At 72.8% G+C, this 13,989-nt stretch carries 10 protein-coding genes; 7 read left to right on the top strand and 3 right to left on the bottom strand.

What is annotated here, in order from left to right; genetic code table 11:
• Positions 1–7: 7 nt before the first annotated feature.
• Both J3R08_RS21780 and J3R08_RS21775 read right to left on the bottom strand, forming a co-directional pair.
• Complete coding sequence (locus tag J3R08_RS21780; protein WP_043331130.1) at positions 8–661, bottom strand: MBL fold metallo-hydrolase; 654 nt, start codon at positions 659–661, stop codon at positions 8–10.
• Positions 662–669: 8 nt separating this feature from the next.
• On the bottom strand, positions 670–1,386 hold the full coding sequence (locus J3R08_RS21775; protein WP_064445298.1) for a maleylpyruvate isomerase family mycothiol-dependent enzyme: 717 nt from the start codon (positions 1,384–1,386) through the stop codon (positions 670–672).
• A gap of 221 nt (positions 1,387–1,607) precedes the next feature.
• On the opposite strand from J3R08_RS21775, the gene rsgA reads away from it, so the two are divergent.
• From rsgA to J3R08_RS21750, 5 genes are all read left to right on the top strand, one after another.
• Positions 1,608–2,687, top strand: a complete 1,080-nt coding sequence (gene rsgA / locus J3R08_RS21770) for a ribosome small subunit-dependent GTPase A (protein ID WP_064446421.1) — start codon at positions 1,608–1,610, stop codon at positions 2,685–2,687.
• Between the two features lie 208 nt (positions 2,688–2,895).
• Positions 2,896–5,844: an excinuclease ABC subunit UvrA gene (gene uvrA, locus J3R08_RS21765; protein WP_043329614.1), complete on the top strand. Its 2,949-nt coding sequence runs from the start codon at positions 2,896–2,898 to the stop codon at positions 5,842–5,844.
• 100 nt (positions 5,845–5,944) lie between these two features.
• A complete protein-coding gene (locus J3R08_RS21760; RefSeq protein WP_064445299.1) occupies positions 5,945–6,433 on the top strand; it encodes a Rieske (2Fe-2S) protein in 489 nt (162 codons plus the stop codon).
• Positions 6,434–6,508: 75 nt separating this feature from the next.
• On the top strand, positions 6,509–8,458 hold the full coding sequence (gene uvrC, locus J3R08_RS21755; RefSeq protein ID WP_043329617.1) for an excinuclease ABC subunit UvrC: 1,950 nt from the start codon (positions 6,509–6,511) through the stop codon (positions 8,456–8,458).
• Between the two features lie 752 nt (positions 8,459–9,210).
• Positions 9,211–9,867 (top strand): C39 family peptidase, encoded by a 657-nt coding sequence (locus tag J3R08_RS21750; RefSeq protein ID WP_113972485.1) that lies wholly within the window; start codon positions 9,211–9,213, stop codon positions 9,865–9,867.
• Positions 9,868–9,970: 103 nt separating this feature from the next.
• On the opposite strand, the gene recQ is transcribed toward J3R08_RS21750, so the two are convergent.
• On the bottom strand, positions 9,971–11,842 hold the full coding sequence (gene recQ, locus J3R08_RS21745; RefSeq protein WP_113972484.1) for a DNA helicase RecQ: 1,872 nt from the start codon (positions 11,840–11,842) through the stop codon (positions 9,971–9,973).
• Between the two features lie 171 nt (positions 11,843–12,013).
• Between recQ and rapZ the strand changes: the two genes are divergently transcribed.
• Both rapZ and J3R08_RS21735 read left to right on the top strand, forming a co-directional pair.
• Entirely contained in the window at positions 12,014–12,937 is a 924-nt protein-coding gene (rapZ, locus tag J3R08_RS21740; RefSeq protein ID WP_043329622.1) for an RNase adapter RapZ, read from the top strand.
• The gene (locus tag J3R08_RS21735) at positions 12,934–13,941 is read left to right on the top strand and encodes a 2-phospho-L-lactate transferase CofD family protein (RefSeq protein WP_043329623.1); all 1,008 of its coding nucleotides are present in this window, start codon (positions 12,934–12,936) and stop codon (positions 13,939–13,941) included. Before rapZ ends, J3R08_RS21735 begins: the two co-directional genes overlap by 4 nt.
• Positions 13,942–13,989 lie beyond the last annotated feature (48 nt).

Here is a 13,989-nt window from a genome sequence, read left to right as displayed (position 1 = left end):
GGCGTGTTCACCAGCCGCGGGCGCGCCACTGCGGCAGCGCGGGCCGCTCGGCGCCGATGGTGCTGTCCTTGCCGTGGCCCGGGTAGAACCAGGTGTCGTCGGGCAGCCGGTCGAAGAGCTTGGCCTCGACGTCGTCGATGAGCTGCCCGAAGCGCTCCGGGTCCTGGTCGGTGTTGCCGACGCCGCCCGGGAAGAGAGAGTCGCCGGTGAACAGGTGCGGGGTGCCGGAGGGGTCGCGGTAGAGCAGCGCGATCGAGCCCGGCGTGTGCCCGCGCAGGTGGATGACCTCCAGCGCGCAGTCGCCGACCGGCACCGTGTCGCCCTCGCCGAGCCGCTCGGCGGAGATGGGCAGGCCCTCGGCGTCGTCGGCGTGCACGAGCGCGCGCGCCCCGGTCTTGGCCACCACCTCTTCCAGCGCGACCCAGTGGTCCATGTGCTGGTGCGTGGTCACCACGGCGGCCAGCCCGCCGTCGCCGGCCAGCTCCAGCAGGCGCGGCGCCTCGTTCGCGGCGTCGATCAGCACCTGCTCGCCGGTGGCGTTGCAGCGCAACAGGTAGGCGTTGTTGTCCATCGGGCCCACCGACAGCTTGGTGACGGTGAGCCGGTCGAGCTCGCGCACGGCCGGCGGCCCGCCGGGCGTGACGTCTCCGGTGTAGGTCATGACGATGTTCAGATCCATTCCGGTGGGTTGGGCAGAGGGCCGTCGGGGTCGACGGTGAGCAGCTCGCCCGCGCCCCGGCCGGTCAGCCAGGCGGCGAGTTCCGGCGCGGGGCCGGTGACCGTGGGCGCCCCCTCGGGGTCACCCACGACGAGTTCGGAGGCCGCGCCGTCGAAGCGCAGCACCATGGCCGGCGCGGCCGGATTGCCGGACAGCCCGGTCACCACCTCGTGCAGCAGCCGCTGGGCGAACGCCTCCGGCCAGTCCGCCGGAAGGTAACCGGCCGCCAGGTCGACGTGGTGGACCTCGACCTCGCGCAGCCGGCCCCAGACCAGCATCGCCGCCGGCCAGGGGCCGCGCCGGGTCTGCACGGTGGCGCCCCAGGCGTCCACGGGCATCGCCGCGACCGCCGCGTCGAAGCGCTGGCCGCTGCGGCGTACGTCGTCGAGCAGGTCGGCCGGACCCCGGTCGGCGCCGGCGTCGATGTCGGCGGCGCGGGCCTGCGCCGAGGCGTACATCGGGATGTCCTCGCCGGTGCGCGCGGAGGCGAGCAGGTTGACGAACCCGTCGGCGTTGCGGGCCAGGTGGGTGAGCACGTGCGCCCGGGACCAGCCCGGTAGCAGCGAGGGCGCCGCGACGTCCGCCGCGGTCAGGCCGGACACGGTACGCAGGAGACGGTCGTTCGCCTCGGCCAGCGGGCCGGTCAGCAGCAGGGGGTCGGTGGTCATCGCGTTCTCACGGTTCGACAGTAGCGGGCCCGGGCAGGGCGCGCCGCCGGGGAAATCGCTTTCGGCGCGTCGGCGCGGCACCTACCGTCGGGGCCGACGACCTGGGCCGCCCGGTCCGCGTCGTCGCCAACGCGGCACCGGGAGTCGGAGAGGAGGTGGTGTGCATGCCGGTCGCAGCGCGTGTGCTCCACCACGTATCCCTCGACACCGAAGAGGACACCATGACTCTCGACCTGACCGCCCTCGGCTGGGACGCCGGCTGGGCGGCCCACCTCGACCGGCGCGCCGGCCACCGTCCCGGGCGGGTCGCCCGGGTGGACCGGGGCGTCTGCACCGTGCTGAGCCCGCAGGGGCCGGTGCGGGCCAGCCTCGGCGGCGCCGTGCTCGCCGCCGCCGCCCGTGACCTGGCCGCGCTGCCCTGCGCGGGCGACTGGGTGCTGCTGTCCACCTGGCCGGACGGCCCGGTCACGGTGGAGGCGGTGCTGCCGCGGCGTACCGCGCTGGTGCGCCGTACCGCCGGCAAGGACGCCAGCGGCCAGGTGCTGGCCGCCAACCTCGACGCCGCCGCGGTGGTCGAGCCGGTGCACCCGGAACCGGACGCCGCGCGGATCGAACGGCTGCTCTCCCTGGCGCACGAATCCGGGGCGCAGCCGCTCGTCGTGCTCACCAAGGCCGACCTGGCCGCCGACCCGGAGGCGGTGGCCCGGCAGCTGGCCGACCTCGCGCCGGGCGTGCCGGTGCTGCCGGTCAGCGCCGAGCGGGGCGCCGGCCTGGCGCCGCTGCGCCGGTTCGTCGGCCCCGGGCGCACGCTCGGCCTGCTCGGCCCCTCCGGCGCCGGCAAGTCGAGCCTGGTCAACGCGCTGGCCGGGGCGGACGTGATGCGCACCCAGGCGATCCGCCGCGTCGACGGCAAGGGCCGGCACACCACCACCTGGCGGTCGCTGGTGCCCCTGCCGGGTGGGGGAGCGGTGCTGGACACCCCCGGCGTACGGGCGGTCGGCCTGCTCGACGGCGCGGCCGGCCTGGACCGTGCCTTCGCCGACATCGCCGAGCTGGCCGCCGGCTGCCGGTACGGCGACTGCGCCCACGACGCCGAGCCGGGCTGCGCGGTGCGCGACGCGCTGGAGGACGGCGCGCTGCCGGCGCGCCGCTGGGAGAGCTGGCGCCGGTTGCAGCGGGAGATCGAGTACGAGGGCGGCCGGCGCGCGGCCCGGCTGGCGGCCGAACGGCGGGGCGGCTGGCGTGGCGGACGGCGACGTACCGGGCGTCCGGCGCCGCCCCCGGCACCCGGGGCATTCTGAACCTGCGCGAGCCGGTCGGGTGGGCGTGAGTGGTTCCCGCCCGACCGGCCTGAGCTGGGGGAATGTTCGCGAGACGGAAGTTGTCATACGTCGGGGCTAGAGTTGCCGAGGCGTCTTCTCTGCGCCCCGACAACCTGTGAAAACCACCCAGACCCGGCGTCTGGTGCACAGATCCGCCTCATATTCTTCTTCCGGGAGCACACGCACCGTGGCCGACCGACTGATCATCCGTGGCGCGCGCGAGCACAACCTGCGTGACGTCAGTCTCGACCTGCCCCGGGACGCCCTGATCGTCTTCACCGGGCTGTCCGGTTCGGGCAAGTCGAGCCTGGCGTTCGACACCATCTTCGCCGAGGGGCAGCGCCGCTACGTCGAGTCGCTGTCGTCGTACGCCCGGCAGTTCCTCGGGCAGATGGACAAGCCCGACGTCGACTTCATCGAGGGCCTCAGCCCCGCCGTCTCCATCGACCAGAAGTCCACCTCGCGCAACCCCCGCTCCACCGTCGGCACCATCACCGAGGTCTACGACTACCTCCGCCTGCTGTTCGCCCGCATCGGCGAGCCGCACTGCCCGATCTGCGGCGAGCGGATCTCCAAGCAGAGCCCGCAGCAGATCGTCGACCGGGTCCTGGCCATGGCCGAGGGCACCCGGTTCATGGTGCTCGCGCCGGTGGTGCGCGGCCGCAAGGGCGAGTACGTCGACCTGTTCGCCGAGCTGCAGGCCAAGGGCTACGCCCGGGCCCGGGTCGACGGCGTGGTGCACCCGCTGACCGAGCCGCCGAAGCTCAAGAAGCAGGAGAAGCACACCATCGAGGTGGTGATCGACCGGCTCAGCGTCAAGCCGAGCGCCAAGCAGCGGCTGACCGACTCGGTCGAGGCCGCGCTCGGTCTCTCCGGCGGCCTGGTGCTGCTCGACTTCGTCGACCTGCCGGAGGACGACCCGGCCCGGGAGCGCCGCTACTCCGAGCACCTGGCCTGCCCGAACGACCACCCCCTCGCGATCGAGGACCTGGAACCCCGGGTCTTCTCCTTCAACGCGCCCTACGGCGCCTGCCCCGAGTGCACCGGCCTGGGCACGAAGAAGGAGGTCGACCCCGAGCTGGTCATCCCCGACCCGGAGCGCACGCTGCGCGAGGGCGCGATCCAGCCGTGGGCCACCGGGCACAACCTCGAATACTTCCTGCGGCTGCTGGAGGCGCTGGGCGAGGCCGAGCACTTCGACATCGACACGCCGTGGCGGAAGCTGCCGTCGCGGGCGCAGAAGACGATCCTGCACGGCTCCGACGACCAGGTGCACGTGCGCTACCGCAACAAGTACGGCCGCGAGCGCTCCTACTACACCGGCTTCGAGGGCGTGGTGCAGTGGATCGAGCGCCGGCACACCGACACCGAGTCGGAGTGGTCCCGGGAGAAGTACGAGGGCTACATGCGGGACGTGCCCTGCGCGGCCTGCGGCGGCGCGCGGCTCAAGCCCGAGGTGCTCGCGGTCACCCTGGCCGGCAAGAGCATCGCCGAGGTCTGCAACCTGTCCGTGGGTGAGGCCGCCGACCTGCTGGCCGGCATCGAGCTGACCGACCGGCAGAAGATGATCGCCGAGCGGGTGCTCAAGGAGATCAACGCCCGGCTGAAGTTCCTGCTCGACGTCGGGCTGGACTACCTCTCCCTGGACCGGCCCGCCGGCACGCTCTCCGGCGGAGAGGCGCAGCGCATCCGGCTCGCCACCCAGATCGGCTCCGGCCTGGTCGGCGTGCTCTACGTGCTCGACGAGCCGTCGATCGGCCTGCATCAGCGCGACAACCACCGGCTCATCGAGACGCTGCTGCGGCTGCGCGGCCTGGGCAACACGCTGATCGTGGTCGAGCACGACGAGGACACCATCCGGGTGGCCGACTGGATCGTCGACATCGGCCCGGGCGCGGGCGAGCACGGCGGCAAGATCGTGCACAGCGGGTCGGTGCCGGCGCTGCTGGACAACACCGAGTCGGTCACCGGGGCGTACCTTTCGGGGCGCAAGTCCATCCCGACGCCTGCCGGCCGCCGGCCGCAGACGCCGGGCCGCGAGCTGGTGGTGCACGGCGCGCGCGAGCACAATCTGCGCAACCTCACCGTGAGCTTCCCGCTCGGCCAGCTCATCGCGGTCACCGGAGTCAGCGGCTCGGGCAAGTCGACGTTGGTCAACGACATCCTCTACACGGTGCTGGCCAACCAGATCAACGGCGCCCGGCTGGTGCCCGGCCGGCACACCCGCATCACCGGCCTGGAGCACGTGGACAAGGTCGTCGGCGTGGACCAGTCGCCGATCGGGCGTACCCCGCGCTCCAACCCGGCCACCTACACCGGCGTCTGGGACCACATCCGCAAGCTCTTCGCCGAGACCACCGAGGCCAAGGTCCGGGGGTACGGCCCGGGCCGGTTCTCGTTCAACGTCAAGGGCGGGCGCTGCGAGGCGTGCTCCGGCGACGGCACCATCAAGATCGAGATGAACTTCCTGCCGGACGTCTACGTCCCCTGCGAGGTGTGCAAGGGCGCGCGCTACAACCGCGAGACGCTCGAGGTGCACTACAAGGGCAAGACTGTCGCCGAGGTGCTGGACATGCCGATCGAGGAGGCGGCCGAGTTCTTCTCCGCCATCCCGGCCATCCACCGGCACCTCCGGACGCTGGTCGACGTCGGCCTCGGCTACGTGCGCCTCGGCCAGCCCGCGCCGACGCTGTCCGGCGGTGAGGCGCAGCGCGTCAAGCTCGCCTCCGAGCTGCAGAAGCGCTCCACCGGCCGCACCGTCTACGTGCTCGACGAGCCGACCACCGGCCTGCACTTCGAGGACATCCGCAAGCTGCTGATGGTGCTGGAGGGGCTGGTCGACAAGGGCAACACCGTCATCACCATCGAGCACAACCTCGACGTGATCAAGACGGCCGACTGGCTCATCGACATGGGCCCCGAGGGTGGCCACCGGGGCGGCACGGTGCTGGCCACCGGCACGCCGGAGGAGGTCGCCGAGGTGCCGGAGAGCCACACCGGGCAGTTCCTGCGGCCGATCCTCAAGCTCGACGGCAAGGCCAAGGGCGCCAAGGCGGCCACCAGCCGGGCGGCCAAGGCCAACGGCAACGGCGGCGCCAAGCCGCGGGCCCGCAAGGTGCCGGCCGCGGCGCGCTGACCGACGTCCTCCATGCGATGCCCGGTACGTTGACGCGCCAGTATGAACCGTGCCCCACGCTGGTGCGTGTTTCCGCAGTAAGCCGAGAGAAAGGCCGGATATGAGTGATGATCAGGCGTTGACCCGACCGGTCACCCAGAGCCGCCGTGCCCTGCTCGCCGGAGCCGGGGCGGTCGGCGCGGCAGTGGTGCTCGCGGGCTGCGGCAGCGACGACGAGGCCTCGCCCGGGCTCGCCCCGACCAGCGGCGGCCCGCCCGGCGCCACCGCCACCGGGGACGCCGGCGGCGGCGACCGGGCCGGCAGCAACTCCGTGGCCCGCACCTCGGACATCCCGGTCGGCGGCGGCGCGGTCTTCGCCAGCCAGGGCGTGGTCATCACCCAGCCCGAGGCCGGCCAGTTCAAGGCGTTCGACCCGATCTGCACGCACCAGCGCTGCCCGGTGTCGAACGTCGACGGCGGCACGATCAACTGCACCTGCCACAACAGCCGCTTCTCCATCGTCGACGGCTCGGTGAAGGGCGGCCCGGCCACCAAGCCGCTCGCCGCGAAGGACATCACCGTCGACGGCGACCAGATCCGCCTGGCCTGACCACCCGCCGCGCCCCCGGTCACCCGGGGGCGCGGCGGCGGCCGGGTGTCAGGGGTGCGGACTAGGCTTGACAGCGTGGCTGACCCCTCGACGTACCGTCCCGCGCCCGGCACCATCCCGGAATCGCCAGGGGTCTACCGCTTCCGCGACGGCACCGGGCGGGTGATCTACGTCGGCAAGGCGCGCAACCTGCGCAGCCGGCTCAACTCCTACTTCGCCGACCCGGTCGGCCTGCACCAGCGCACCCGGCAGATGGTCTTCACCGCCGAGTCGGTCGACTGGATCACCGTCGCCACCGAGGTCGAGGCGCTCCAGCAGGAATACACCTGGATCAAGCAGTACGACCCGAGGTTCAACGTCCGCTACCGCGACGACAAGTCGTACCCCTATCTCGCGGTCACACTCGACGAGGAATACCCCCGGTTGCAGGTGATGCGGGGCGTCAAGCGCAAGGGCGTGCGCTACTTCGGGCCGTACTCGCACGCCTGGGCGATCCGCGAGACGCTCGACCTGCTGCTGCGCGTCTTCCCGGCGCGGACCTGCTCGTCCGGGGTGTTCAAGCGGGCCGGGCAGGTCGGCCGGCCCTGCCTGCTCGGTTACATCGGCAAGTGCTCCGCGCCGTGCGTCGGCAGCGTCACCGCCGACCAGCACCGGGAGATCGTCGACGGTTTCTGCGACTTCATGGCGGGCCGCACCGACACCATGGTCCGCCGGCTGGAGAAGGAGATGCTCGACGCCAGCGAGCAACTGGAGTTCGAGCGGGCCGCCCGCCTGCGCGACGACGTCGCGGCGCTGCGCCGGGCCATGGAGAAGCAGACCGTGGTGCTCGGCGACGGCACCGACGCCGACGTGGTCGCCTTCGCCGACGACCCGCTCGAAGCCGCCGTGCAGGTGTTCCACGTCCGCGGCGGCCGGGTGCGCGGCCAGCGCGGCTGGGTGGTGGAGAAGACCGAGGAGCTGAGCACCGGCGACCTCGTGCACCACTTCTGCACCCAGGTGTACGGCGGCGAGCAGGGCGAGGCCGACGTGCCCCGCGAGCTGCTCGTGCCCGAGCTACCAGGCGACGCCGACGCGCTCGCCGACTGGCTCTCCACCCGCCGGGGCAGCCGGGTGTCGCTGCGGGTGCCGCAGCGCGGCGACAAGCGGTCGCTGCTGGAGACCGTCGAGCGCAACGCCAAGGACGCGCTGGCCCGGCACAAGCTCAAGCGGGCCGGCGACCTGACCACCCGCAGCCAGGCGCTCGACGAGATCGCCGACGCGCTCGGCATGAACACCTCGCCGCTGCGCATCGAGTGCTACGACGTCTCCCAGATCCAGGGCACCGACGTGGTCGCCAGCATGGTCGTGTTCGAGGACGGGCTGCCCCGCAAGAGCGAGTACCGCCGCTTCATCGTGCGCGGCGCCACCGACGACCTGTCGGCCATGTCCGAGGTGCTGCGGCGGCGCTTCGCCCGCTACCTCGACGCCCGCGCCGAGACCGGGGAGCTGGGCGAGGAGACCGCCTCCGACCCGGACCGCCCCGGCATCGACCCGACCACCGGGCGGCCGCGCAAGTTCGCGTACCCGCCGCAGCTCGTGGTGGTCGACGGTGGCCCGCCGCAGGTGGCCGCCGCCGCGAAGGCGCTCGCCGAGCTGGGCATCGACGACGTGGCGCTGTGCGGACTGGCGAAGCGGCTGGAGGAGGTGTGGCTGCCCGACGACGAGTTCCCGGTGATCCTGCCCCGCACCTCCGAGGCGCTCTACCTGCTGCAACGGGTCCGCGACGAGGCGCACCGCTTCGCCATCACGTTCCACCGGCAGCGGCGCTCCAAGCGGATGACCGAATCGGCGCTGGACAACGTCCCCGGCCTCGGCGAGGTACGCCGCAAGGCGCTGCTGCGGCACTTCGGCTCGCTGAAGCGGCTGTCGTCGGCCACCGTGGAGGAGATCACCGAGGTGCCCGGGGTGGGCAGGCGTACGGCCGAGGCGATCCTGGCCGCGCTCGACGGCTCCACCGACGCCACCACGGCCGCCCCCCGTTCCTGACCCTTCGCCTGCTCGCGCCTGCTCGCGCCTGCTCGCGCCTGCCGTCGTGGCCCCCGGCCGCTGTCCAGCGTGCGTCAACAAACGCCCGCCGGCCCGCCACCGCCGTCGCGTGCCGTGGGTGGAACGCCGTGGGTGTCTCGGGCTGCTTTTGACACCCATGCCGCTCCAGTCGCCGTCGCCAGGTGCCTCGGGTGGAACGCCATGGGTGTCTCCGCCCGCCTTTGACACCTACGCCGTTCCAGCCATGGCTGTTCCCGGTGGGCGAAACCGCCCACCTTGCAGTTCGTGCCTAACGTATGACCGCTTTGTGAGGCTTGTCCGGGGGGCCGACTGCAAGGTCTGCCGTGCGCGTGCACCGCGAAGGCGCCGCCCAGTGCGCCCTGGGGCCGGTGTCGGTTTGCCAGGGTGGCGCGTTGTGGTCGGCGCCATGCTCACGGCGGAATCCGGGGTGGGGTGCAGGCGTTGTACATGGCTGACCGCCCAGGCACGAGGGCCGAGCGCTCAACCCGGTCCGCCTGGCGCCACGGGTCAGGTCACGGGAATCGCCCCGGCCCGGCCGTCGTTACATCCCCCGACGACGAGCACCCCCGCTGGCGGGAATGACCCCGGCCCGGTGGTCGTTACATCCCCGAGCCGCGGAGCAGCCCCTTTCGGGTCGCCCGCGCGCCAGCCCGCTCGACGGGCACCCCCCAAGACTTTCCCCCTCCGCGGCACCCCTGCCGCGTATCCCCCATTTCAGGGAGGCAACCATCATGGCTACCACTCTGCTGCGCAAGACCGTTCTGACCGCTGCTGGTGTCGTCGCCACCGCCGGTGGCATCGCCGGCCCCGCGATCGCCGCCCACGCTGCCCCGGCCGAGAAGGCCGCCATCGTCGCCGACCGCAAGAGCGGTCATGGCGAGCGTGAGCTCGACGTGCGCTACGAGGCCCAGCCCAACTTCTACTTCTGCGGCCCCGCCGCCGCCCGCAACGCGCTGAGCGTGCAGGGCAAGAACATCGACGTGCACGCCATGGCCCGCGAGATGGGCACCACCGAGGCCGGCACCAACTCCATCAACGACATCACCCCGGTACTGAACAAGGAGACCGGCGCGAAGGACGCCTACAAGTCGGTCGAGATCAGCACCCCCAAGGCCGACGACAAGCAGACCGACAAGCTGCGCGCCGACGTGGTCAAGACCGTCGACGCCGGCCGGGCCGTGGTCGCCAACATCGCCGGCACCGCCACCGACACCGACGGCAACACCCACTCCTTCGAAGGCGGCCACTACATCAGCGTCATCGGCTACCGCGACGACGGCAAGACCGTCACCATCGCCGACAGCGCCGACCCGAACACCGCCACCTACCGGATGAGCATCGACAACCTCGCCGACTGGATCGCCACCCGCGGCTACAGCACCAGCTAAGACCAACACCGCCGCACCAATGGCTGCAGAGCAAGAACGGGCAGCACGCACACCGGAAGGGCCCGACCCCCACCACAGGGGGTCGGGCCCTTCCGCGCGTACGTCAGGACTCGGCGAGTACGGCCAGGATCGCCTCGCCGTACTTGGCGAGCTTGTTCTCGCCCACCCCGCTGACCCGGGACAGCTCGGCCAGGGAAGCCGGCGGCTCGGCGGCGATCTGCCGCAGCGTCGCGTCGTGGAAGATGACGTACGCCGGGACGCCCTGCTCCTTGGCGGTGGCCGCGCGCCACGCGCGGAGCCGCTCGAAGACCGGCGCGGCGGCGGGGGAGAGGTCGGCGACCACAGTGGCCGCGCCCCGGGGCTTGGCGGACCGGCCGGCCGCCGGCCGCTCCGGCTCCTTGCGCAGCGTGACCGTACGGCGGCGGCCGAGCACGTCCGCGCTGGCCTCGGTCAGCGCCAGCGTGCCGTAGTCGCCCTCGACGGCGAGCAGACCCTCGGCGAGCAGTTGCCGCACCACGCCCCGCCACTCGGCCTCGCGCAGCTCGCTGCCGATGCCGAACGTGCTGAGCGAGTCGTGGCCGTGCTGGTCGATCTTGTCGGTGTGCTTGCCGAGCAGGATGTCGATGCTGTGCCCGGCGCCGAAGCGCTGGTTGCGTTCGCGGTCGAGCCGGTAGACGGTGGAGAGCAGCTTCTGCGCGGCGACAGTGCCGTCCCAGGACTCGGGCGGGTCGAGGCAGGTGTCGCAGTTGCCGCAGGCGGCCACGCCGGTCTCGCCGAAGTATTCGAGCAGCTGGGCGCGGCGGCAGCGGACCGTCTCGCAGAGCGCCAGCATCGCGTCCAGGTGGGCGGCGAGGTTGCGCCGGTGCGCCAGGTCGCCCTCCGACGTCTCGATCATCTTGCGCTGCTGCACCACGTCCTGCAGGCCGTACGCCAGCCAGGCGGTGGACGGCAGCCCGTCGCGGCCGGCGCGGCCGGTCTCCTGGTAGTAGCCCTCGACCGACTTCGGCAGGTCCAGGTGGGCGACGAAGCGTACGTCGGGCTTGTCGATGCCCATGCCGAACGCGATGGTGGCGACCATGACCAGCCCGTCCTCGCGCAGGAAGCGCTGCTGGTTGGTGGCGCGGGTCGTGGCGTCCAGCCCGGCGTGGTACGGCAGCGCGGGGATGCCGTTGGCGACCAGGAACTCGGCGGTCTTCTCCACCGAGGCCCGGGACAGGCAGTAGACGATGCCGGCGTCGCCCGGGTGCTCGTCGCGCAGCAGGCTGAGCAGCTGGCGGCGGGGCTCCCGCTTCGGCACGATCCGGTACTGGATGTTGGGCCGGTCGAAGCTGGCCACGAAGTGCCGGGCCTCGGTGAGCCGCAGCCGGGTGGCGATCTCGGTGCGGGTCGCCCGGGTCGCGGTGGCGGTCAGCGCGATGCGCGGCACGTCCGGCCAGCGTTCGTGCAGCATCGACAGGTTGAGGTAGTCGGGGCGGAAGTCGTGCCCCCACTGCGAGACGCAGTGCGCCTCGTCGATCGCGAACAGCGCGATCCGGCCGCGTTCCAGCAGGCCGAGCGTGGACCGCACCGCCAGCCCTTCCGGGGCCAGGTAGAGCAGGTCCAGCTCGCCGGCCAGGTAGGCCGCCTCGACCCGGCGCCGCTGCGCCGGGTCCTGCGTCGAGTTGAGGAAACCGGCGCGTACGCCGACGGCGGTGAGCGCGTCGACCTGGTCCTGCATGAGCGCGATCAGCGGGGAGACCACTACCGCCACGCCGTCGCGGACCAGCGCGGGGATCTGGTAGCACAGCGACTTGCCGCCACCGGTGGGCATGAGCACCAGCGCGTCGCCGCCGGACACCACGTGTTCGACGACGTCCTGCTGGAAGCCGCGGAAGGCGTCGTACCCGAAGACCCGCCGCAACACGTCGAGCGCGTCGCCGGTCGGTGGGGAGCCGGCCGGTGCGGAGGTGGTCCGCTCGTCGGTGGGGGAGACCATCCGCGCAGTCTACGAGCGTCCCCCGACAGCGCCCGTCCGGCGAGCCGGTCCGGGGGTGGCGACATGTTCCGGTGGTCACCCCGTGGAATCCCGGACGGGGTCGCAGCCGTTAGAGTCGCTGATTGACCATGCGCGGCCGACCGGCCGCGGCGCCACGGCTGGGGGTAGCGGGTGAGCGAGGCGCGTACAGCGGGTGACCTGGGGCCGAGCGAGGCGGAGACGGCGCCGGCCGAGTCGGACACCTCACTGGTGGTGGTGACCGGGCTGTCCGGCGGCGGGCGCAGCACGGTGGCCCGGGCGCTGGAGAACGTCGGCTACTACGTGGTCGACAACCTGCCCCAGGCGCTGCTGCTCGACATGGCCGAGCTGGCCTTCAAGGCCGGCGGCGCGGCCCGGCGTACGGCGATGGTGCTGGACGTGCGCTCGCGCGCCTTCTCCACCGACCTGGCCGGGGCGATCCGGGAGCTGCGCGAGCGCGGCTTCTCCCCCCGGGTGGTCTTCGTCGACGCCGACGACGAGGTGCTGATCCGCCGGTTCGAGAGCGTGCGCCGCTCGCACCCGCTGCAGGGCGACGGGCGGCTGGCCGACGGCATCGCCGTCGAGCGGACGCTGCTGGAGGAGGCACGCGAGCAGGCCGACGTGATCATCGACACCAGCCACCTGAACGTGAACCAGCTTCGGCGCCGGGTCGAGGAGCTGTTCGGCGGCGAGGACGCCCGCCGGCTGCGGATCACCGTGATCTCGTTCGGCTTCAAGTACGGCCTGCCGCCGGACGCCGACTTCGTGATGGACGCCCGGTTCCTGCCGAACCCGTACTGGGTGCCGGAGCTGCGCGAGCACACCGGCCGGGAGGAGGCGGTCAGCGCGTACGTGCTGGGCCAGGAGGGCGCGGACGCCTTCGTGGCCGGGTACGCCGACCTGGTCAACGCCACCACCGCCGGTTTCGAGCGGGAGGGCAAGCGCTACCTGACCGTGGCGGTCGGCTGCACCGGCGGCAAGCACCGCAGCGTGGCGATCGCCGAGGAGCTGGCCGCCCGGCTGCGCCGCTCCGGTATCGCCGCCAACGCCCAGCACCGGGACCTGGGGCGGGAGTGACCCCGACCAGGGTGGTCGCCTTCGGTGGCGGGCACGGGCTCTCGGCGTCGCTGCGGGCGCTGCGGCACTGCGTACCCGAACTGGACCTGGACATCACCGCGGTGGTCACCGTCGGCGACGACGGCGGGTCCAGCGGGCGGCTGCGCGCGGAGCGCGGCGGCCTGCCCCCGGGTGACCTGCGTCAGGCGCTCGTGGCGCTGGCCGGCGACCATCCGGCCACCCGGCGCAGCGCGGCGCTGTTCCAGTACCGCTTCACCACCGCGACGCCGCCCCCGCCGACGCTCGCCGCGCCGGTTCCGGCCGCCCGCGCCGGCGACTCGCTCGCCGGCCACGCGGTCGGCAACCTGCTGCTGCACGGCCTGACCGAGCTGCTCGGCGATCCGGTGGCCGCGCTCGACCACGCGGGCGCGATGCTCGGCGCGGTGGGGCGGGTGCTGCCGATGTCCCGTCAGCCGGTGGGCATCGAGGCCCGGGTCCGCGGCGCGGACCCGGCCCATCCGGACGAGGTGTCCACCGTGCGCGGCCAGCACCAGGTCGCGGTCACCCCGGGCACCGTCGAGTCGCTGCGGCTCAACCCACCCGCGCCGGCCGCGTGCGCCGAGGCGGTGACAGCGGTACGCGCCGCGGACTGGCTGATCTTCGGGCCGGGCAGCTGGTACACGAGCGTGCTGCCGCACCTGCTGGTGCCGGGCCTGGCCGACGCGATCGTCTCCAGTCCGGCGCGGCGGCTGGTGACGCTCAACCTGGTGGCGGAGAAGGAGACCTCGGGGCTCTCCCTGCCCGACCATCTGGACACGCTGCGGCGCTATCTGCCCGAGCTGAAGGTGGACCGGGTGCTGGCGGACTCCACGGCGGTGGGTGATCCCGCGGCGGTCGAACGTGCGGCAGAATCGCTTGGTGCCCGGCTGGTCCTCGCTCCCGTCGCCGTCCTCGACGGCACGCCCCGTCATGATCCAGCCGCACTGGGCGCCGCGCTGGTGCCTGTCCTGCGCGCCGATCGTTAGACACGTACGTAATCACCGGCGACACGCCGGAACCGGTCCGTGAGGGGG

The organism is Micromonospora sp. HB375, from assembly GCF_017872985.1.
GTDB classification, from domain to species: domain Bacteria; phylum Actinomycetota; class Actinomycetes; order Mycobacteriales; family Micromonosporaceae; genus Micromonospora; species Micromonospora chalcea.
This window is presented reverse-complemented; position numbering and strand designations above follow the sequence as displayed.

Bases quoted from the DNA above. Each gene is read 5' to 3' on its own strand.
- J3R08_RS21760 (WP_064445299.1), top strand. From the start codon at position 5,945: ATGAGTGATGATCAGGCGTTGACCCGACCGGTCACCCAGAGCCGCCGT.
- J3R08_RS21775 (WP_064445298.1), bottom strand. From the start codon at position 1,386: ATGACCACCGACCCCCTGCTGCTGACCGGCCCGCTGGCCGAGGCGAAC.
- recQ (WP_113972484.1), bottom strand. From the start codon at position 11,842: ATGGTCTCCCCCACCGACGAGCGGACCACCTCCGCACCGGCCGGCTCC.
- rsgA (WP_064446421.1), top strand. From the start codon at position 1,608: ATGACTCTCGACCTGACCGCCCTCGGCTGGGACGCCGGCTGGGCGGCC.
- J3R08_RS21750 (WP_113972485.1), top strand. From the start codon at position 9,211: ATGGCTACCACTCTGCTGCGCAAGACCGTTCTGACCGCTGCTGGTGTC.
- J3R08_RS21780 (WP_043331130.1), bottom strand. From the start codon at position 661: ATGACCTACACCGGAGACGTCACGCCCGGCGGGCCGCCGGCCGTGCGC.